The 21,617-nt window shown below is 45.5% G+C and carries 17 protein-coding genes and 3 riboswitches; of the genes, 1 reads left to right on the top strand and 16 read right to left on the bottom strand.

The genetic code is table 11. From position 1 onward, the window contains the following. Nucleotides 1–147 precede the first annotated feature (147 nt). The 16 genes from NYR53_RS02935 to NYR53_RS02860 form a co-directional block, all read right to left on the bottom strand. Nucleotides 148–585 carry a BrxA/BrxB family bacilliredoxin gene (locus NYR53_RS02935; protein WP_261303855.1) on the bottom strand — a complete coding sequence of 146 codons (438 nt, stop codon included), beginning with the start codon at nucleotides 583–585 and terminating at the stop codon, nucleotides 148–150. A gap of 121 nt (nucleotides 586–706) precedes the next feature. Then, complete coding sequence (locus tag NYR53_RS02930; RefSeq protein ID WP_437180126.1) at nucleotides 707–1,114, bottom strand: DUF3905 domain-containing protein; 408 nt, start codon at nucleotides 1,112–1,114, stop codon at nucleotides 707–709. Further along, nucleotides 1,111–1,998, bottom strand: a complete 888-nt coding sequence (locus NYR53_RS02925) for a prolipoprotein diacylglyceryl transferase family protein (RefSeq protein ID WP_261303854.1) — start codon at nucleotides 1,996–1,998, stop codon at nucleotides 1,111–1,113. The genes NYR53_RS02930 and NYR53_RS02925 overlap by 4 nt, the downstream gene beginning before the upstream one ends. Before the next feature lie 68 nt (nucleotides 1,999–2,066). Beyond that, the gene (locus NYR53_RS02920) at nucleotides 2,067–2,948 is read right to left on the bottom strand and encodes a polysaccharide deacetylase family protein (RefSeq protein WP_261303853.1); all 882 of its coding nucleotides are present in this window, start codon (nucleotides 2,946–2,948) and stop codon (nucleotides 2,067–2,069) included. Nucleotides 2,949–3,148: 200 nt separating this feature from the next. Continuing rightward, the gene (locus NYR53_RS02915; protein WP_261303852.1) at nucleotides 3,149–4,129 is read right to left on the bottom strand and encodes a substrate-binding domain-containing protein; all 981 of its coding nucleotides are present in this window, start codon (nucleotides 4,127–4,129) and stop codon (nucleotides 3,149–3,151) included. Nucleotides 4,130–4,138: 9 nt separating this feature from the next. After that, nucleotides 4,139–5,929, bottom strand: a complete 1,791-nt coding sequence (locus NYR53_RS02910; RefSeq protein WP_261303851.1) for a cache domain-containing sensor histidine kinase — start codon at nucleotides 5,927–5,929, stop codon at nucleotides 4,139–4,141. Continuing rightward, on the bottom strand, nucleotides 5,926–7,542 hold the full coding sequence (locus NYR53_RS02905; RefSeq protein ID WP_261303850.1) for a response regulator transcription factor: 1,617 nt from the start codon (nucleotides 7,540–7,542) through the stop codon (nucleotides 5,926–5,928). The genes NYR53_RS02910 and NYR53_RS02905 overlap by 4 nt, the downstream gene beginning before the upstream one ends. A gap of 107 nt (nucleotides 7,543–7,649) precedes the next feature. Beyond that, nucleotides 7,650–8,684, bottom strand: a complete 1,035-nt coding sequence (locus NYR53_RS02900) for an ABC transporter substrate-binding protein (RefSeq protein ID WP_261303849.1) — start codon at nucleotides 8,682–8,684, stop codon at nucleotides 7,650–7,652. A gap of 63 nt (nucleotides 8,685–8,747) precedes the next feature. Beyond that, complete coding sequence (locus NYR53_RS02895) at nucleotides 8,748–9,752, bottom strand: ABC transporter permease (protein WP_437180125.1); 1,005 nt, start codon at nucleotides 9,750–9,752, stop codon at nucleotides 8,748–8,750. Between the two features lie 20 nt (nucleotides 9,753–9,772). Then, nucleotides 9,773–11,275, bottom strand: coding sequence for a sugar ABC transporter ATP-binding protein (locus NYR53_RS02890; protein ID WP_261303848.1), 1,503 nt, complete (start codon nucleotides 11,273–11,275; stop codon nucleotides 9,773–9,775). 191 nt (nucleotides 11,276–11,466) lie between these two features. After that, the gene (locus NYR53_RS02885; RefSeq protein ID WP_261303847.1) at nucleotides 11,467–12,153 is read right to left on the bottom strand and encodes a PspA/IM30 family protein; all 687 of its coding nucleotides are present in this window, start codon (nucleotides 12,151–12,153) and stop codon (nucleotides 11,467–11,469) included. Between the two features lie 3 nt (nucleotides 12,154–12,156). Then, nucleotides 12,157–12,615, bottom strand: a complete 459-nt coding sequence (locus tag NYR53_RS02880; protein ID WP_261303846.1) for a PspC domain-containing protein — start codon at nucleotides 12,613–12,615, stop codon at nucleotides 12,157–12,159. Between the two features lie 2 nt (nucleotides 12,616–12,617). After that, a complete protein-coding gene (locus NYR53_RS02875) occupies nucleotides 12,618–13,280 on the bottom strand; it encodes a PspA/IM30 family protein (RefSeq protein WP_261303845.1) in 663 nt (220 codons plus the stop codon). A 43-nt stretch (nucleotides 13,281–13,323) separates the two neighbouring features. Further along, nucleotides 13,324–13,620, bottom strand: a complete 297-nt coding sequence (locus NYR53_RS02870) for a hypothetical protein (protein ID WP_261303844.1) — start codon at nucleotides 13,618–13,620, stop codon at nucleotides 13,324–13,326. A 323-nt stretch (nucleotides 13,621–13,943) separates the two neighbouring features. Further along, nucleotides 13,944–14,186, bottom strand: a complete 243-nt coding sequence (locus NYR53_RS02865) for a hypothetical protein (protein ID WP_261303843.1) — start codon at nucleotides 14,184–14,186, stop codon at nucleotides 13,944–13,946. A gap of 47 nt (nucleotides 14,187–14,233) precedes the next feature. Beyond that, a riboswitch (cyclic di-GMP riboswitch) is annotated at nucleotides 14,234–14,328 on the bottom strand. Between the two features lie 210 nt (nucleotides 14,329–14,538). Beyond that, nucleotides 14,539–18,573 carry an S-layer homology domain-containing protein gene (locus tag NYR53_RS02860; protein ID WP_261303842.1) on the bottom strand — a complete coding sequence of 1,345 codons (4,035 nt, stop codon included), beginning with the start codon at nucleotides 18,571–18,573 and terminating at the stop codon, nucleotides 14,539–14,541. Between the two features lie 61 nt (nucleotides 18,574–18,634). After that, a riboswitch (cyclic di-GMP riboswitch) is annotated at nucleotides 18,635–18,725 on the bottom strand. A gap of 322 nt (nucleotides 18,726–19,047) precedes the next feature. Continuing rightward, nucleotides 19,048–19,135, top strand: a riboswitch (cyclic di-GMP riboswitch). A gap of 66 nt (nucleotides 19,136–19,201) precedes the next feature. On the opposite strand from NYR53_RS02860, the gene NYR53_RS02855 reads away from it, so the two are divergent. Further along, on the top strand, nucleotides 19,202–21,457 hold the full coding sequence (locus NYR53_RS02855) for a stalk domain-containing protein (RefSeq protein ID WP_261303841.1): 2,256 nt from the start codon (nucleotides 19,202–19,204) through the stop codon (nucleotides 21,455–21,457). Nucleotides 21,458–21,617: the final 160 nt, after the last annotated feature.

Genomic DNA, 21,617 nt, shown 5'->3' with positions numbered 1-21,617 from the left:
GGAACCATTCGTTCTTTAAGATTTAGTATAGACTTTCATTCTTGAAATTTCAAAGGTCAAATCCTTCGGACATGGCTCCAAAAAGCAAAAAGACCCCCTTGCAAAACCTGCAAGGCGGCCTTTCCGAATTATAGTTAATGCTATTTATTATTTGCAGAATTCATTGAAAGCACTAATTAAGTCGCCGGCAATCATATCCGCAGAGCGGTCTTCGATTTGGTGACGTTGAATGAAATGTGCCAGTTCACCATTTTTGAATAATGCGATGGAAGGGGATGATGGCGGGTATGGCGCCAAGTATTCACGCGCTTTCGCTGTTGCATCCTTCTCTTGTCCAGCGAACACCGTATATGTGTACGTTGGCAGTGTATCGTTTTGAAGTGCTTTGGCTACACCTGGACGGCATTGGCCGGCTGCGCAACCACAAACGGAGTTGACGACTAGCAGCATTGTGCCATCCTTCGATTTTTCAATCGCTTCTTCTACTTGCTCTGGTGTAAGAAGCTCTGTAATACCCAGACGAGTCAAATCTTCTCTCATCGGTTTAACCATATCTTTCATGTAAGAATCAAAAGACATTGCCATATGTGCCACCCCTTAGGATTTATTAGTTACTCTCAAAACGTAATCGTTACAACTTATATTATACATCCGATAGCCGTGAAAGCAAAGTCTAATGTCCTAAATAGAAATAAAGCGAAAGCTTTTACGCTTCCGCTTCATCTTCCTTCTTCTTTATCGATTCCTTGTAAGGATCGTAGGAAACATCTTTATCCGGATGCGTGAAAATTCCGCTTTGCGGCACGATGCCTTTTTCAAAATAGTCCCGATTCTCGGCACTTTGGAACCCAACATCCTTAAAAGGATGAACCCATTCATCTCCAGCCATGACCTCAGGGTCGGTCTCAGCCGTCCACTGCTCTAGCGGGGAATTCTCCGATTCATATTCATGATCACCTATAACGACGCCATGCTCATTCACAAAAGCTTCTCTTGGGCCGCGTCCCTGCTCAAATTGAGGGAGAAAGTCAATCTCGAACGGATCGAGATCGCTTTGGTTCTGAGTGCTCTGGTCCTGAGCGGATTTGGCCATTTTATTCTTGTCTGGACTCATGTGGAAGGTCGGTTGGGACCGTCCAGTTTCTTATCAACAAAGCCCTCTTTCCCTGCTGGTGTTGCGGCTTTCTCGCGCTCTTGGTTTTGCTGTTCTTGCTGGATTTGCGTCTTCGAATCATTTTGACTCAATGTACTCAGCTCCTTTCTGCTAGTATTATGTGTCAAAACGGGGAGAAGCATTCCAAGGATGAGCATGAATAGAAACAACAACTGCGCTGTGCTAAGGTACAGCAGTGTCGGTTTAGCAGCGTTAAAGAAGCTGGCCAGCATCCCAGCCGCACCCCCATACACCAGCGAATACTTGAGCAAAACGCCTTGTCCAAGCGTCTTCTTACGCAGCTCAATGAAGTGCTGCCAAATAAGCAGCGGCACAAGAAGCAGCGAGATATAAGCGTGATAAGGATGAAAACGAGATGCCGTACCCTCGACTCCAATGCCCCAAGGTACCGTTGTAGGCAGTCCATATGCGGGAATCAGTGCGCAGAACAGGAAAACTGCAGCCGTTACTCCAACGGCGATAACATCCAGTACAAGGAACAGAGGAATTCGATGTTTACGAATTTGATAATAGATATAGATACAAGCAATAAGTACACCTAATGCAATCTCCGTGCTGGAGCCAGACACCATGAGCAGCTTTAATGGATTGTTCCATAATAGGAATGGCTGCATCACAATGACCCCTAGCTTCCAGATCAACAAAACGATAATAGCACCGTTAAAAATTAGATCCTCAATAGGCTTGGCTATCACGATTTGGGTGTCCTGCAGCAAACGTTGCGTGACCCTCCGAATTAGCCATAGTCCCAATGCACATGCAAGCAGCAGTGCTAGTAATCTTCCTTGCAGTTGAAATGGTCCAATCTGTAACACATCAGGCATAGATAGCGCCAGCCTCTCTCTTTTCGATTACCTTAATCGTAATCAATTTAAGAGGCTTCTTGCAACTGTTAAGGTTCCAAGAATTGGAAGGTGAATGAAGATTTCTTTAATTTCTCAAAATGAAACCCAGCTGCTTGCAGCTTTTTAATCACAATAGGAAGGGCTTCAAGGGTCGTCGTCTTGTAGGTGTTGTCGTGCATCAGCACAATAATGCTCTTCTTGCCGCGGCTTGCGCTAAGTACGGAATCGATGATCAATTCCCTATCTTGCACAGGGGCAGCCGCATCGGTTGAGCTCACGTTCCAATCGAAATACTGGTAACCCTCCCTTTTCACCACGCTAGCTACTTTACTCATAATGCCTCTGCCTCCTGGCTTCCAGCTCAAGTGATTATTCGACCCTCCCGGAAACCGTAAAATATCAGGCCGATACCCAACCGTTTCCTCCAAGAGCTGATCCAGCCTACGCACATCCTTCATGAAAGCTTCAGGGGATTTATAAATACGATTATAGTCATGGGTGTATGTATGATTCCCTAGGGCATGGCCTTCAGCGACGATTCGCTTATAAAGCGCGCGCCCCTCGCTCGTATCCGCGCCGACAACAAAAAAAGTAGCGGTGACACCGAATTTATTTAAGATATGAAGAATCTTGCTCGTACTTTCTGAGGGACCGTCATCGAAGGTAAGGTACGCAATTTTGCCAGTTGAAGGGATATGTTGAGGTCCTGTGTAAAAATGCTGTGTTTCTACGATTTCGTCGTTAACGTGAGTCGCTGTTGATACTATGGCTGTCCTCCCTGTCCCAGGTGGTGATAGTGGCACTGTTTCGATGGAAACTGATTTCGGTGCCTTCCCTTCATGTAATTCTGGTGTCGAGCATCCAATTAAGCTTGAACCACTCAGATAGATCGTAACAAGCACACCTGTTATCCGAATCATGCTGCCCATTTCATGTTCCCCCTTTTGGATATGAAACCTTATTTTTCATCACGAACAGCAGGTCATTACAATCCGTTCTTATTATGGCTTCCTTTGCTTTCGACATTAAACCCAATATTTCCCGGGAAATTTGTAGAAGTGCTGTTTTCTTCGTCTAAATAACACGAAAAAGCCCCCCCACAAGGAGGAGCTTCTTAATAAAACACATTCTATTTCTCAACGAAAGGAAACAGCAGCTTTTGATTTTCTCTGGTGTACATATTTTCTTTCGTGATAACCTCAGAGCCTGTATCTATGGTTGGTTTAACTTTTTCCCCATTATGAACCTGAATTGCTGTTTTTACCGCTAAATATCCCATGTTAAAAGGTTTTTGCACAATGGCTGCTTGCAGGGTCCCCTCTTCCAGGAATGCAATTTCATTCATTGAGCCATCGAAACCGACCAATTTAATGCTATGCTCAGGATCAAGCTCTTTTAAAGCCCTCGCAGCCCCGACCGTAGATACTTCATTCAATCCGAAAATACCGCGAATATCCGAATGTTCGGCAAGGAGCTGCTTCGTTTGCTCGTACGCTTTGTCTTCAGAACCATTACTATATAACGTGTCTAATATCTTGATGGAGGGATCATTTTGCAAATGGTCTCGCACCCCATTCTCCCTATCCAGCTGGGTAGTGGATCTTTTGACAAAACTGACAATTGCATAAGTAGCAGGCCCCTGTACATAGCGTCTCATCGCTTCCACTGCCTTGCTCCCTGCGGCATAGTTATCCGTTGCGATCAAACTGGTTGAAACACCGCCTTCGAGACCCGAATCTACCGTAACTAGCGTAATGCCGGAGCCTATCACTCTTTGAGCAACTGGCCCCAACCTGTTATAGTCCGTTGCCGCTAAAATAATGGCTTTCGGCTTCAATGCGATCGCCTCTTCCACCAACTTGATCTGCTCCTCGATGTCGGACTCGGAAGGCGGACCCATCACTTTCACCCCAATATTGTACTCTTTGGCCGCTGCAGTCACGCCTTGGTTCAAAACCCGCCAAAATTCCACGTGAGGATTGATCGTCTTGGGAATGAGAATAATCGGCCTGTCCTTTGCCTCCATCCCCTTTGAAACGAAGAGATACGCAGTCGTCATGAGCAGGACCACTATGACGGCAATCGCTGCGTAGCTTGCTCTAATTTTCAACTTCACACCTCAATTCTCACTATCGTTATAGATTGGAGGTATGGCCGGAATACGTACGGTTACCGTCGTACCCTCTTCCAGTTCACTCTCAAAATGCAATCCGTACAGCTCCCCGAAGTAAAGCTGAATGCGGTGATTCACGTTGTGCAAACCGAAGCCTTTGCCTGACTCTGTTTGGCGTGTTTTGAGCATCAACGTTTTCAATCTCTCCTCGCTCATCCCAACACCGTTATCCATCACCTTGAGCTCGATAACCCCTTCAATCCTGCGTCCCGTGATGCGTATATGACCGCGTTCCGGCAGATGTTTCATTCCATGGTATATGGCATTCTCGACCAAGGGTTGCAAAATAATTTTCAATATTTGATGGCTTAAAATGTCTGATTCTACGTCGACCGCGTACGTAAATTTATTCCGATAACGGATGTTCTGAATCGTCAAATAGTTCTGAATATGCTCCAATTCAACCGCAATTGGAATGAGTTCCTCCCCTTTGCTAATGCTTGAACGGAGAAGCTTGGACAAGGCCGAAGTCATCGTAACCACTTCATCCACTTTCCCCATTTCAGCCATCCAAATGATAGAATCCAGTGTATTGTACAGAAAATGTGGCTGAATCTGCGCTTGCAGCGCTTTCAGCTCACTTATTCGTTTGACTTCCTGATCTTTCAAAGTTTGATTCATGAGCTCTTTGATCTTGCTAATCATTAAATTAAAGGTACGCGATAGTTTACTAATCTCATTCGCACCTTCTACATCGACGCGAATGTCGAAGTTCCCTTTTTCCACCTGCTTCATATGGACTTCCAGTTGTTTAATCGGCTTGGTTAGGGTGATAGAAAGCAAAATGGAGATCGTTAAGGCAATGATTAACGAAATACCGCCCCACATCGCCGATGTCAGCTGCATGTCTTTCTTATTTCCGCTTAGATCCCCGGCGTAAGTAACTCCAACAATTTTCCAGCCAAATTTCGTTGTACGGACGGTGTAGATTTTGCTTTGCTCATTTTCTTGCGTATGGAACGTGCTGTCCTTCGCCTGCAAAAGAGTGGGAATATCCTCTGATTTTAGCCCGGAATAGATAAGCTGCTGCTGAGGATGATAAATCAGATCGCCTGCTTGATCGAGTATGAAGACGTACCCTCTTTGCCCCAGCTGAATTTGGTTGCATAAATCATTAATGACGTTATAGTTCAGATCGACCAATAGAACACCGCTTGCCGCTCCAGGCAACGGGTTTGGCATCTGCTTGCTGATCGACACGACCCATTTGTACTCATCCTTATATAGATGCTGAACGTGTGAGGGAGAAATGGCCACGTCGCCATTGTCTCTATTCGCCTTGCTGTACCACTCTTGCGTAATTAATTCGGCATATGATTTGAAATTTGCATCCATGCGTTCCGATACGACGGCGCCATTGGAGCCCGCAAATACGATGGAAGCGATATCATTTCGAGAAGCAACAATGTCATGAAAATAACTGCTAATCTGACTGGCCAGCTGCTCACCCTTTGCCTCCTTCGGGTTCTTCAAAGCCAAGTATCGTTTCAGATCAGCGTTGCTCAGCGATAGTGCAGATATACTTTCCATGTTGCCGATGTAGGTTTGGATATTTTTATTCACTTGCTCGATAAGCTGTTTGGTATATTCTAATGAAGTATCCGTAACGGCCACCGTAGAGAGGCGGTAAGCGCTGTAACTTAGGATGATGGTTGTGCAAAGAATTAAGCACGAAAACGCCAGTGCAATCTTTGTATGAATGCTTTTGAATTGAATAGGACGCCGCCAGGTTCTCATAAGCTAGGCTGACCTTTGCTCGCTGACCTGAATTCTTTGGGGGTCATGCCTGTATGTCTTTTGAAAATAACGCTGAAATATTGCGGATCACTGTAGCCAACCTTAGCGGCCAACTCATAGGTTTTGAGCTGCGAAGCGGCCAGCATTTCTTTGGCTTTATCCAAACGGTATCGAGTCACGTACTCGACAAAAGTCTCGCCCGTATGCGGCTTGAACAAAGCGCTGAAGTAGCTCATGCTCATATAAATATGATTGCATACCTGCTGAAGCGAGAGCTGTTCATCCGCATAATTCGCTTGAATGTAGGCGACCGCGGCTTCCATTTGGGCTTGTGACACTTTGGTACGTTTCTCAGCTAGCAAGTCCACGAGCGCAAGACAAATTTGTTCAAGCCAGAGCCGCACATCATCTAAGGTTTTCCTCGCATATAGCTGCATGAAAGAATGATCGCCAAGCACCTCAGCTTCTTCGAAACCTGTCTCTACCAATACATTCATTAAGGCGACGAGCAGTTTATTCAGTTTGCCGTAGCACTTATCCATCGAGCAGTTGCCATTCTTCATTTCATTGATCCAATCCTTTAGAGTATGCGTCACGACTGCCTTTTCACCTGTTTTAATGGCGGAAATCAGTCTCTTCTCCATATGGATGTAACTCAGATTATCCAGGCTGCTCCCAAATTCCATGTCTCCAATCGAAATGATCCGATTCTTCCCGAGCAAAAAACGGTAATCCAGCGCAGAAAGCGCTTCCTGAAATGCTTTTGACAGGTCTTGCAGATCGCTGTAAGTACGCCCAATTCCCATCGTTACTGTCATGTTTAAATATTTCTCGATGCTGTGCCGCACATGCTCGGCAAGCGTTTGACAGGTCAATTCGATTCTTTCCGAATCACCACAGAGCAGTGCGACAAGCTTGTCATCACGCGTTCTGAATACGATGCCGCCTTGTTCTTTCTCCATGATTTCATGATAAATGTTGTAGGCTGCAAAGCGTAATAGCTCCTCCTCAGCCACTGGGTCACTGTAGAATTCACGGTGAAACTCATCAATATCAAGAGCAAGTACCGTAAAACTAGGACCGTTCAAAGAAAGCCCAAACATCTGGAACTTGCGCTCCATTTCATCTTTTCTCATGCAAGAAGTAACTAACCGTTCAAGAAAACGCTCTCGAAGAAGCGGCATGCTCTCGTGAAACTGATGACGGAGAAAGGTGACATCTTCCCGCTGTTTGCGCTCCTCATCCAGCTCTAGCCTCAACTTATAAAGAAATTCGGTAAACTCTGCGGAGTTAATCGGTTTCAGTAAATAATCTTTGACCTTGAGTTTGATCGCCTGCTTGGCATAATCAAAATCCTCGTAACCGGTTACAATAATAACTTTAACATCCCGGTAATTCGCGGAAATTAACTCTGTCAGTTGAAGGCCGTCCATGAACGGCATGCAAATATCTGTAATGACGGCATCCGGCTGCAGACTCTCCAGCGCCTCATAGGCATCTCTGCCATTATCGAAATCACCAACCAGTTGGAAGCCGCAGGCCTCCCAATTCGTCTTCCGCTTGATGCCTTCTCTGACTTCGTCTTCATCGTCAATTAGGATGATTTTGTACATTATGGGTCACCTCTGGCGAAATCGAATTAAGCTCTATGTGTATTGTACACAGCAGTTTCATAAAAAGACAATAGAGGCTGGCCCGAATGGGCGCAGCCTCTTTCTTCCTATTCGTAAAGCAGTGGCTTGATGTCAGCAGCATCAATGTTCGTTTTGTCGTACCAGTGGAAGCCTGTATCGATCGACTTGGGAACAGTTTCACCTTTAATCGATTGAACCGCTGCTTTCACTGACCAGTAACCGATGCCGATCGGATCCTGAGTAATAGCGCCGGCCATTTTGCCGCTGCGGATCGCTTCCATTTGCTGCTTGCCGGAGTCGTAGCCAATGATAGTGATTTTGCCGTCTTTTTTCAGTTCTGTCACGGCATTGATAACACCGATCGCGGATCCCTCGTTCGCACCGAAGAAGCCTTTAATATTCGGATGAGCTTGGATAATGGCTTTGGCCAAGTCTGTTGACTTAAGTTGATCGCCTCCGCCGTACTGCGTATCCACAATTTTGATATTCGGATATTTCTCTTTGATCCGATTGGTGAAGCCATCCCGGCGATCAATGCCCGTGCGGCTCGTTTGGTCATGTACGACAAGCGCGATCTCGCCCTCGTTGCTGATGAGCGATGCCATTTTGTCCGCTGCCAACGCGGCAGCAGCTTTGTTATCGGTGGCGGCGGTCGTCACCGGAATGTCGCTGTCCACACCGGAGTCAAAGCCGATGACGGGGATTTTGCCTGCTTTCGCTTTCTCCAGCAGCGGCGTAGCGGCTTTGCTGTCCAGCGCGGCGAAAGCGATGGCTTGCGGCTTTTTGCCGAGTGCAGCCTGCAGCATTTCAATTTGCTTATCCACTTGTGACTCTGTTTCCGGACCTTCGAACGTTATTTCTACGTTAAATTCTTTGGCGGCTTTCTCAGCCCCTTGTTTGACAGCTTGCCAGAATTGGTGCTGGAAGCCTTTGGAGATGACCGGAATATAAATTTTATCCGATTTTGCTGCAGCAGGCGCTGCAGTTGTTGCTGCTGCTGGCGCAGTCGTTGTCGCCGCTGTTTTCGTATCCGTCGTTTTGGTACCGCATGCCCCAAGTACAATCGTCGTTAATAATAATAGCGATGATGCTACCGCAAATTTCTTTGTCCTTTTATGCAATCTTAATCTCCCCTTACTTATAATTTGTTGTATGTGACTCCGAGTTGGAGTGAATACCGAAGTTTATTTCTTGCGGCGCCGCATCATATCAGCGTAAACCGCCAGTACAACGACAACTCCTACAATGACCGTCTGCCACTCTTGTTTAACAGATAAGATACGCAGCCCATTCGTGAGCACGCTCATGATAAGAGCACCGATGACGGTTCCGAGAATGGAACCTTTGCCCCCACTTAAGGAAGTGCCGCCGATGACCACAGCTGCAATTGCCTCCAGCTCATAACCAGACCCAAGCGCGGGTTGAGCGGAATTGAGACGGGAAGCCATCATAATGCCGGCGATCCCGCTGAATACACCAGTTAGCGAGTAGATGACGATTTTCCAATAGTCTACATTAACGCCGGAAAGCCTCGTGGATTCTTCATTGCTCCCCAGGGCAAAGTTATAGCGTCCAATGATCGTCCTCGATAGAATAATGCTGGCAATAACGGCAGCGCCGAAGAAGACGAGAATCGCGTTAGGAATTTCGAAGCCGGGGATGATCGAATTAAGCATGGACCCCATCGAAATCTGCGAGAATGCCGGCGTATCGTTAAAATAGATCGGCTTCGTCCCCGAGATGACGAGTGAAAGTCCTTTGGTCACCATCATCATAGCTAGTGTGGCAATGAAAGGCGGAATTTTCATCTTCGCCACGAGCAGCCCGCTGATGAGACCGCAAATGGCTCCTGTGGCGATGCCCCCGATAATGCCAAGCGGCATCGGTAAATGCCAAGTTGTAATGATGACTCCCGCCATCACCGATGAGAAGGTCATCACCGTTCCGACGGCTAAATCAATCCCCGAGGTGATGATAACGAACGTTGAACCTAGAGCAAGCACACCGATAACGGCTGTTGAAAGCATAATCGCTACGATGTTATCGAATTGAAAAAAATTGCTGGAAGATACCGAGAAGATAATAACTAGCATAATCAAGCTGGCGAAAGCCAGCAGCTTCTGTGCAGCGCCCGTTTGCCCAGACATCGTGGGCACTATTTTTTTACCTACAAGCCATGTTGACATCATGATTCCTCCTAAGACTTATGCTAACTGATTCGCATGGTGGCATATTTCATAATCGCTTCCTGCGTGGCGTCCTGTTGGCGAAGCTCGCCGGTAATGCGCCCTTCACACATGACCATGATGCGGTGGCTCATGCGCAATATTTCAGGCAGTTCCGATGAAATCATAATGATCGATTTCCCCTGCGCAGCGAGCTCATCCAGCAGCTTATAAATCTCCGTCTTCGCGCCAACATCGATCCCTCGTGTGGGCTCATCGAAGATGAGAATGTCGCAATCTCGAAGCAGCCATTTACCGATAACGACCTTCTGTTGATTGCCGCCTGACAGAAATTTGACTTGCTGATGAATGCTTGGTGTCTTGATTTGAAGCGCTTCCACAAAGTGTGAAGCTGACTGATCAATTTTGCCGTCGTGCATCCACCCAAGCAGGCGTCTCGCTTTGCGATAAGAGGCTATGGCGATATTCGTCTTCACATCCATATCCACCATGAGCCCATAGCGTTTACGATCCTCGGATAAATAACCGATGCCATGCTTCACGGCATCATGCGGGGTTTTGAGCTGGACCTTGTGCCCGTGGATGCGTATGTCGCCTGAGTCAATCGCATCTGCTCCGAAAATGGCCCTCGCTACTTCGGTACGACCGGCTCCCATAAGACCCGCGAAGCCAAGAATCTCACCTTTTGCCAAATGAAAGGTGACATCTTTCACAGCAGAACCGCGGTTCAGATTCGTAACCTCGAGTACTCTTGTCTCTGAAGTACCGATGGCGATCTGCTGATTGCTGACATACAGTTCACGACCAACCATCATCGCAATGATCTGATCGATGGACGTATCTTTCGTCTGCACGGTATCGATATAGCGGCCGTCACGCATGACGGTGATGCGATCGGTAATTCGCTTCAACTCTTCCATCCGGTGAGAAATATAGACGATGCCTACCCCCCGCCCGCGCAATTGTTCGATGATCCTAAACAGATCCTCGATTTCCGCATTGGTAAGTGCCGCCGTCGGCTCATCCATGATGAGTACTTCGGATTGAAATGACAACGCCTTGGCGATTTCCACCATTTGCTGCTTGGCGACTGTCAGCTCCGACACCTTCGTGCGCGGATCGAGCTGGAGATTCATTTCGTTCAGCAATTGCTGTGCCTGATCGTTCAACTTCCGATCATCGACGAACAGCTTGATTCCCTTCCTCGGCTCTCGCCCTATAAATATATTTTGGGCTATCGTCAGATCTGGCATTAAATTCAGCTCTTGATGAATCATCGAGATGCCAAGCTGCTGAGCCGCTCTCGTATTGGGGATGTTCACTTCCTTGCCTTTCAAGATGATTCTGCCTTCATCTTTCTGATAGACACCCGTAGCGATTTTCATTAACGTGGATTTTCCGGCGCCGTTCTCGCCAACAAGCGCATGCACTTCACCGGCTGCCAACTCCAGACGACATTGATGGAGGGCGTGCACACCAGGAAAATGCTTCTCAATTCCTTCCATCCGGACCAGAGCTTCACTCATGACCTCACCTCGTGTTTCGTTTTAACATTTCTTTCGTGCTCCTGTGCTAATTCTATCTGTAATCTGCTGGAAAAAGAGTGGATAAATCTCTGCAAAAAAGTTGAAAATCTTATGATTTTGTAAGCCTCTAAGCCCCTGGAAAACACAAAAAAGCCCCTCACAAAAAGGGGCTTCTCACTAAACACCGTTCATTACTCGGCTTCTTTGCTGCTTAATTTCTCTTTCAGCAAATTCAACTGCTCATCAACTTTAGCTTGCTTTGCAACGTCAACAGGTGTATAGCTGCCTACTGAACCTGCTGGTACGTAAGGCTTGCGAGCGATTTCCGCTTCAACTTCCAATTGGATAATTTTCTCTTCCATACGTTGGAAGCCGCGGGATGCGTTGCCGCTTTCGATGACGCCATTGTAGGATACTTGTGCCATTTGTTTTTTGGCTTTAGCCAGTTGAGCGCGGGACACAAGCTCGTTGCGTTTGTTACGCAGTTTGTAGAACTCATCTTTCATTTCGTGCAGCTGCTGTGTTAACTCATCCGCATGCGCTTTGGAAGCAGTATATAGATCAGTGTACTCAACAATTTTATCTTCGTGGTACAATTTTTCTTCGACGGCTTGGCGAGCGATTGCCTCTTGGCCATTTTTGATTGCTGCGGAAGCTTTGGCTTCACGGTCAGCCACGAGACGAACAGACTCTTCCAGACGTTGTTTCAGCTTGCGCTCATTGGCGATTTGTCTAGCAACAGTCACTTCAGCTTGCGCGATTTCTTGCTCCATATCCCGCAAATATTGGTTCAACATAACGATCGGATCCTCAATTTTATCCAATACCTCGTGAATTGATGCTTTTGTCATATCTTTCATTCTTGTAAATACTCCCATGGTTTACACGTCTCCTTTTTTAATATCAATTGGTTGTTGTTCGAAGCGAGCGACTTTGGCTCTCAGTTCTTCTACTTCTCTTTGCAGAGCTTTCTTTTCAATGTCTTTCATCATCTCGTCGATGTTGTTTACTTTCCCTGCGTCGTACGGAGTATTGTACCCTGTATGTTGTGGCGCATGGTTAGGGTGGGGGGGCTTGTGAGCGTTCCAAGCACCGCCATTATAGCCTTGACGGCCATATGAGCCAGCATAAGGATCAAATGGAGGCTGATCGTACCCAGGTTCCTTCGGAATAACAAGTGCAGCTACAAAGTAGATGAAAATGACCGTTCCTCCGGTGAAAATTGTGGTAATCACCACTAACAAACGTAATAGCGTTGCATCTACATTCATGGCCTCGGCGAGTCCGCCGCATAGACCAGTAACCTTCTTATCTCTTCGTGAGCGATAAAGTTTGCTCATGATTACTTGGCTCCCTCCTGCTGCAGTCTGTTTCTCAGAGCTTCCATTTCAGCATCTACGGCCGAGTTGCCCCCGCTATAGTAACTTTCGCGCCCCATTCGTCTTACATCGCGAAGCGTTCTTGCATGGAGCTCCATATCGGAAACGCGCTCTTCCAAGCGACCGAACATCCGTGGTGTCGCATCCTGCGCCACACTGCTGCGAGCATGCAATCTTTGCTGCAACCTTGCGGACTCCATTCGCGCTAAGTAGTAGCTGCGTTTGTCTGCCACTTCTTTGTAATCAGCTTTGAGCTGCTGCAGCTCTTCATCCAAATCAAGGATGGACTGCTTCGCTTGATCGTACAACTCATGATACTGCTCGCTTTTCTCTTCGGCTTGCAGCTTCTCTTGAAGCACGATCCTTGCCATATGTTCTTCGCCGGCCTTCAGAGCAAGCAACGCTTGATGCTCGCGCTTCTCTTTGGTTTCCAGCGCCGTCAGATATTGCTGCCGGAGTGAAGCTGCGTGGCTTACGCATTGTTGATACAGTCTCTCGGACTGTTGAAGCTGCTCACGCTGCGCTGCTAAGTACTGGTCAATCAAGCGGACCGGATCTTCCGATCGCTCCAGATGTTCATTCAGTGTCGCTACGGTAATGTCTCTCATTCGCCTAAGTAGGCTCATCTCTCATACCACCTTTTTCACTCTCTGTATTCGTTTCATTGCCTTACACCGTTCTTCTTGTCAACATCGAAATTCCGTAACCGATCAACCCAATCGCCAGTAGAATGATGATCCAACCAGCTAATTTACCAATCAGGATGATACCGCCAAGCCCTGCAATAATCCAACCGATTTTGCTGCCGTTCTGTATACCTACATAACCAAGGCCGACCATTCCTATTGGAATCAAGTATCCCATCACCGAGCCAATAAATGGTCCCATGTGAATGCCTAGCTTATTTAACAGAATCAGTGCACCGAATGCGATTAGCAGAGCGGCTAAGCCTGTATTTCTTTTCATCGTTTCGTCACCGCCTTTCGTTGTTTGCTGTGTTGTTTGCTGTGCTCTTGTTCATGTCTTTATTTTAGGTAAAAACGAAGCTTTCCAAAACGGACTAACGACGGTATTTGTTCCTAGACCTTAGTCGGGGCGCGTCTAAGACCTGTGATAGAGCGCGATGAATACGACAGTCTTTACTTAGCAAGCTTGGTAACCCAGGGGGTAATATTCTGAGCCAGGCATTTGTGAACGTGTTATGGGACAGAATAAAAAAACTACCAAGCGAGGTCGCAAGGTAGCTGATCATTTATTTACATCATGCATTTAATGAAAGTACAACACTATTATGAAGCAAAAAAAGTTCTATCCGGAAAGCCCTCTCCCTCCGTATAACATCTTGCAATAGCCGAAGCAGCCCTCATGAACATATGGTCTTTGGTAGTACCCGGGATTCTCTCTATCTGCCGAAACTCTTCATTAACTAGATTAAATTCAATTTCACCCATACTTTCTTCTGTTGGACCAAATTTATAAATAACCTTCTCGGCATCGTCGAACACTTTAATCAACATCAGATATGTTGCCATTTTTCGCCCCTCCCTTCCTTTTTTGGCAATAAAAAAACAAGCCTCTAAAGAGTAACCCGGCTATCATCCCAAGAGATTTGACTCATGGCTTAGACCCGTGGCTTTGCGTCTCCACCTTTCGATGGATTTGCCTTTGTTCATTATTGCTTGATATTAGGTGTGTTTCAGTGATTATTTCTAGTTGTAAAGTACTATCTATTTTCCATGGTATTCCATTAAATAATGAAATTCAACATATTTCTACAAAAAAGAAGGACTTTGCACGCAAAGTGTGTGATTTCATACAAAAAAGGCCAACCAGAGTACTGGTTGACCTAAGAGAACTACATATCTCTCACGGGTCATTATTATTTTACTTCTGTATAGACAATAACGCACCATTTACATAATAATACAGCATTCTATTCTGATCAAAGAAGATTTCTGTTGCTGTCCCCAGCGCCAAAGAATCAACCTTCTGATAGGTCGCCGCACTGTATATCCCATTTTTACCAACCAGCAGCTCTCCATTAGCACTCGCTGCATAAATCGGTTCTGGCAATGTACTGATTACCTGCGCAACATTATTGAGATCAAGGACCTTATTCTTTACGACCAGTTTCCCTTGATTTTCCAACAATAGAACCGGAGTATCCAAGGGATCTCTCAAGAAGTTCGGGTAACTTAGGCTGGATTCGCCTGATTTGGTTACGCTATTGCCACTAACGGAATATGCCAATACGTTGGAGCCGGCATTTCCTGCATTCCAGCCAGACTGATACCATGTAAAGAATGTGCTCTTTTTGCTGGAGAAAGCCAGATCGCCAACCCCTTTGATCACAGTTCCGTAGTTTACGGCTGCAAAGGAAGTCGAATTGAACGCCAGCAGCGTCGGCTCCCAATCACCCATCACAACATACAGAATCCCGTTTTTATGGTAGATATGTCTATGAGCGATGTCACCGGAATCAACAGTTGACGTGTAAGTCAAGTGCCTTAAAATTTGTAAATCAGTTATGCGCACTTCCGTTATGAGATTATTTAGATCATCATTCACGATAAAGAGACTTGAACCGTCTTCCGATATAGTAAGTCCGGCAGGACGATATGGAAGCTTGACTGTTTTTACAATCGTCTGTGATTGAAGATCAACCACATATAGATTGCGGAACGCTTCGTCGATGGCATAAGCTTTCTTATTTGCGGAATCGTAAGCAATGTCGACAACTCTGCCGTCCAACTGGACACCAGGCACCGCAATAGGGGCAATCGCTTCGATTGAATTCTTTTCTACAATTTCGACGATATTCTTTCCGTCTAGCGTAGATACAGAAATCAATCGATTGGTACCATTAAATACATTCTTGGCTGTACCGTCCAAGTGATAGAGCCCGCTTTTATTAAAATTGGTGTAATCATAGACTTGTATCGCATTGTTCTTCGCTGTGTAAAAAATGTTTTTTGACAGATCAAAGGTAATACCGTCATATGCTTGTCCAAGTCCGTATACAAATTTCATATCGTCGTACTTATTGCTTGTTGCCATAAATACGTTGCCGGAACCGTTAAAGATGTAGGCACCGTCCGGAGAAATGGTGAAATTCGTCGACATTGCATAATCGCCATGGTACGGAGAATCGTAACCGCCTGGCTCGACGTATTGTCCGTTCGTTACGTTATACGCTCCAAGGTCTCTCGGTGACGTATCCGTTGTGATCGTATAGAGCTTATTCCCTAAAGGATGCGTTTGGATATAACTCTGTTGGCGAATATCGCTTGAACCCACCTCCGCAAAGGTCTTCAAATCATATGACTTAATCTTCGTCCACTGCCCTGAACCAGATGACACGTAGAGATAACCGGAAACGACTGCGACATCAAAGGGGTCAATCGCAATATTATGTGTTCCTTCAAGCGTAAGGGTAGCCGCATTCACAACCGCAATTGCGCCTTGTTGCTGTGCAATATACGTATAGGAAGAATGTTCCGCTTTTAGCAAGGAAACGTAGATTTTACCGTCTGCATATGTGAGACTCTCCGGTGCTAGGTCAAACGCAATGGAGGTTTTATCACCTGTTTCGTAATTGACGCGATAAAGCTTTTTGTTCGTTTTATCTGTGATATAGAGAATTGGCTCCGATGGATGTTTCAACGTATTCGTGATCTCAAAATCCAGAGCTATGTGTGCATTATAATAAGTTGTAGCAAAAGCAATGCTGCTTGGTCTGGATTCCACGCCAATTCTATCCATTGCTGATGTAACGACATAATATCGTGTCGTATGTGGAAGATTCGTGCTATCGACATAGGTCGTTCCGGTTACCGTAATCGGTTTACCATTTTGATCCTCCAAGGGAACAAACTTGCCAGTAGCAGTTGCGCTGTAATAAATATGGTACTGGTCCGCATTCGCAACTGGGTTCCATTGCAAAGCGATCTCCCTATTCGATACTGTGGATGCTTTTAGACCAGTTGGAGACTCAAGTTGATCATAAATCCCATCAAGTTCCCAATCACTTCCGTTCCATGTTGCAAAAACAAGATACTGACTTCCGTAAACGAGCGTAATCCTATCCCCTGCAGCGAGCGGCACCGCCTGTTCTGTCAGCTGATTACCTAGATCATGGACAGCGTAACTGCCATTGATTTGATAAGAAATCATCTCGTTGCCAACATAATAAACCTGAGCATACACGCTTTCGTTAACAGTAATGCTGGATAACAGAACCCCGGAATAATGCTTTGTTGAATTTCGTTTGGTTACGTCATACGGAGCTGGAGAAACCGATCCGCCTATAATGCTGTAGATTCCTACGTCTTCTACCGTCCCACTATATTCGGTCTGGTATGTATCCTGTGTAACCGTGTTTGAAACGTCCCATTGAACCGTCGAATAATCTGCCATGGCTGGGTACAGTGTGTATACCTTGTTTTGTATGATAAAAGCAGCATTAATATCCTCTACATTTCCCGGCTCAGTATCCGGTTCTCCACCTGTCGGCTTCCCAGGAGGTACACCTCCTCCCGGGCTGTCCTCATTCGGAACAGGAGATATGTTCGTTGATCCAGGTGTAGTAACCGGAGAGTTTCCTGTAACTTCCTTACCGCCAATTACGACGAGTTTTACCAGATCGCCAAGTGTATATTTCTTTACAATTTGCTCAAAGCTTACGCCTTCCACCTTAATCACCGCATTAAGTATCGAGCCTTCTCCCGTCACTTTCGCGGCTGATTGTAAAATGATCTGCTCCAATATGGCATTGCCCAGCATCTTGATTCCTGAGCCTTCCGAACCTGCTTGCGTTTCAAGCAAGGTGACAACGGATTGACTGGAAACCTCGACAGTTACCGTCGACTTCAGGTCAACTTTCACAAATGTACCTACTAACTGAACGACATCATTCACAGTCGTTCCTTGCACGGAAACAGATTGGAAGCCCTCGTTTCCTTGCTCTTGTTCTAATTTCGCACCCGATTTGATAATGGTATCGCTTATTATCGTAGAGCCTTTAGTAAAAACTCTGACTCTGCCGAAGTCCTTTTGAACCACCATCTGATTGAGGGTTGAATCTTGAATTTCAATGCTGTTTTCTCCGCCCCCATTCACAATCGTTCTTCCCTTTACTGTCACGTGATCAAGGAACACTTCCCCCTCCCCTATCCCCGCTGCCAAGATGAGATCGCCTTTGATCACAGCATTTTTTATAGTGACACCGCCGCTGTTGACCGTCATATTCCCTTCAACATCAGCTTTTGGAGTATAAGTTCCAGGCTTATGGATCAAATGCCCTACGGCATTATCTAGCATCACTACGGCTTCTGCTCTTGTAATGGATTTCTGAGGACGGAAGCTCTGATCAGGATATCCTTTAAGATAACCCTCCGAGGCGACTGCTTTTATGTAAGGCTTGCTCCAGTCAGACATTTGCTGCTCATCGAGAAACGTTCGCGTATCACTCTTTGGTAACACGTCTTTTAATTGTATAAGTTGATAGATGATTTTGGCAGCCTGTTCTCTGCTAATCGGTTGATCTGGACGAAAGGAGCCGTCATCGAACCCGGAAATATAGCCGGCATATTTTGCTTTGGCCACATCGTTATAGAACCATTTTTCCAGAGAAACATCTTTGAAGGTTTGGTCATCTTTATGGAGATACCCAAATGCCTTGTTGACAAGTAATATGAATTCCGCCCTGGTAATGACTTTATCGGGTTGAAAGGTTTGATCGGCATAGCCCGAAATCAATCCATTTCCGATCCATTCGTTTATGGCATCCTCTGCCCAATACCCATTAATGTCACGTAATGCTGGTTGGTTTTCTGCTTGCGCTAAACCTGAGAAAGATACGATTTGAACGGTCAAAAACATAACAATAAATACAATTTTCCCCAGCAACCTTGCCAACATATAATCTTCCTCTCTATTACTTTGATATAAAGGCAATAAAAAAAGCCACTCCAAAAGGAATGTAGGCGGCCCGGCTGTCGTACAAGGAATGCCCTTGCTTAGACCCGTGGCTTTGCGTCTCCGCCTTTCGGACGGATTTGCCGTTTCTTATTCTCGGAATGACTCTAGGACCTATCGAATAGTTCTAATTGCCTAGCAACAATTATATACTTAATTAATTTAATAGGAAACAAATATTTTCCATTTTCGACAAATTATTTTTAAATTCCATTTTGAAATACTTACGACTGAATCCCAAACCGGGTAGTACTATAGCGAGGTAATTGGGATGTTCTTCCCCATCCCCTTCGTGAGAACTATAAGCGGAACAAATAAATCTTTCAAATAAGTATTAGACTATATGTCGTATATTGTAGAATTAACACAAATACCATATAATGGTTAAGGGTAGCATACCTGTTTAAGCCAATACAATAAGATCAAAGGCACATTCGCGCGAAAGCCGGAGTCGCAAAGCTACGGGTCTACGTCCCCTTCGGGATATGATAGCCGGGTCGCTCTATAGTTTGGCTTTTTTGCATGCACGGAATTTATAGGGTTTTAATAAAAAAAGGGGGGGTATTTCAACGTGAAGTTTAAAAAAATTGCGTTAGGGGCACTTGCGCTCATGCTGGCGTTTGGCTCGCTGTCCTTCTTGCCGGAAGTGCATGTAAGTGCTGCAACATTCACCAAAAAGGATAACTCAACAGACTACTCGGTACCTGAGTTTCCGATCATTACCGATTCCAAGATGGTTTGGATGGGAGATGACGAGAACAAATTCTATCAAGTGTTCGCCCGGGATTTGTATAGCGGCGAATTAAAACAACTAACCGAGACCCAGACCTACAAAGCAAAATTATCGGCAGCGAATAATTATGCCATATATCTGGATAGTCAAAAAATTATTATAATGGTTAATCTTCAAACCGGCGAATCTACCCAAGCAGATGTCAAGCCGGGCTATTATGAAGATCTTCAAACGGACGGCGAATACATAGTCTACAAAGATAAATCTACAAGCACTCTTAATGTGTACAATATGACAACTAAGGAAACAAATATCATTGGAAAAGGTCAAGATGCTACTTTGGCGAACGGCCAAGTCGCCTATTATGGTTCTTCGGAGAATAGGCTTAAGCTTTACGACATTGCAAGCAAGACTTTACGAGTTCTGTGGGATAAAAATGATGGCAGTTTATACAACAGTCATCCAGTCGCATTCAACGGCAAATACGTCGTATGGATTCAACAGCCCTACAATCAACTAAAATTTCAATTGAGAATGATCGACGTTACTCAACCGGATTCACTACCTAGTGTACTTAGCCTATTTGACAAGGTAGCTATCCCTCTCGATATTTTCGTAAGTAAGGAAATTGCGGCATGGACTGTTGAGAAAGATGGACATAAAGTGGTGATGGCAGCAAACTTGCAAAACAAGCAAGCCGATGTAGCAGCCGATCAAGGCGAGAAGCTATTGGGTGTTACCGGAAGCACAATTATTTTGAAAAACGTGGATAACAATCTGATTCTTCGAACCCTTCAATCTACAGGTGAAGGTAACGCCATTCAGGATACACTAGTTTCAGCTGTCCCTTATGCAGATAAAATACCTGAACAAGTGACGGGTTTCTTCGGCGGAAGCAGTCCGAGCAGCGTGCACGAGTTGGCGACTTCCGATCGCGCGGTTATTTTATCCTCTCCGTTCGAGAATCCGTTTTCCTATAAAGGGGGCGATTATACAAGCATTCGGTATACAGTGGAAGGTCCGAAACTGGAACTGACCAAAGCTCTTCAACCGGAACAGAAAATGGTGAGCCTCCCATGGTCGGTCGACGTACAAGAAGCATTCGATTACCATGTCCTAAAAATGGCCTATATGCCATCTCGTGTCCCTTCCGATCAGCTTAGCAAGCTGGGAATTTATAAACTCGTTGAGGGCAAATGGATCTATGCAGGGGGGATTATCGAGGAAAAAAATCAACTTCTTCGTACCCAAATTCATAGCGGCGGGGTTTACGCAGTGCTTTATCAAGATATGAATGCAGCTTCCCTCCGGGACTATTGGATGCGGAAAACCATTACGCAAGTGAACGCAGACAAACCTATTCGTGTTTATCTTGACGGAGAGGAAGTAATCTTCCACGAACAGCCTCAACTTAAGGACAGTTCTACAACGGTTGAGTTTCGACCTATTTTCGAAAAGCTGGGTTTGCAAGTAAATTGGGACGAAGCATCCCAAACGGTTACAGGCAGCAAAGAGGGAACGTCGATTAGTCTCACATTAGGACAGTCGCAAGCAACCGTTAATGAAAAGACATCCGAACTGCCAACAGCCCCTTACCTTCAAAAGGGGTACACGTTCGTCCCTCTTAGATTGGTTGGTGAAGCTTCCGGTCGAAAAGTGGTGTGGGATGCGAACCTCAAAGCCGTATATCTCTATGACCCTGCAACGGAAGGCAAGCTGTACGACAAAGCCGGCAACTTGCTTTATGAAGGTCAGCTTAAAGACGGGCATATGTACGGAAAAGGGAAGCTCTATCACGAAGATGGCACAATCTGGTACGATGCCGAGTTCATTAATGATAATGTTGTGGGCTGGGGAACCATTTATTTTAATGGAGAACTTATGGGTAGAGACCGGACTGGTGACGTTCTGATTGGACAATTCAAGAACGGGATTCCAGACGGATATGTGACAAGTATTAAAGATAACGGCAAACTAATTTATGAGGGTTACGAGGTTCAAGGAAGATTCAATGGCAAGGGAAAGTATTATGAAGATGGCAAACTCGATTTTGAAGGCGAGTTTAAAGACGGTCAGCCTGTACACTCAAATTAATGATTACGACGAAGCCGTTGGAATTATTGGGAAATGGCTGATTAATTTTCATTCAAAATAAGAACTGCTAACATTATGGTAAAAAAACGCCCTTTCAGCACCTTTGCTGGGGGCGTTTTTGATCTGTAACTGTTGTCCCGGTTGACCCTTAACCTATTAA

Source organism: Paenibacillus andongensis, assembly GCF_025369935.1.
GTDB classification, from domain to species: domain Bacteria; phylum Bacillota; class Bacilli; order Paenibacillales; family NBRC-103111; genus Paenibacillus_E; species Paenibacillus_E andongensis.
This window is presented reverse-complemented; position numbering and strand designations above follow the sequence as displayed.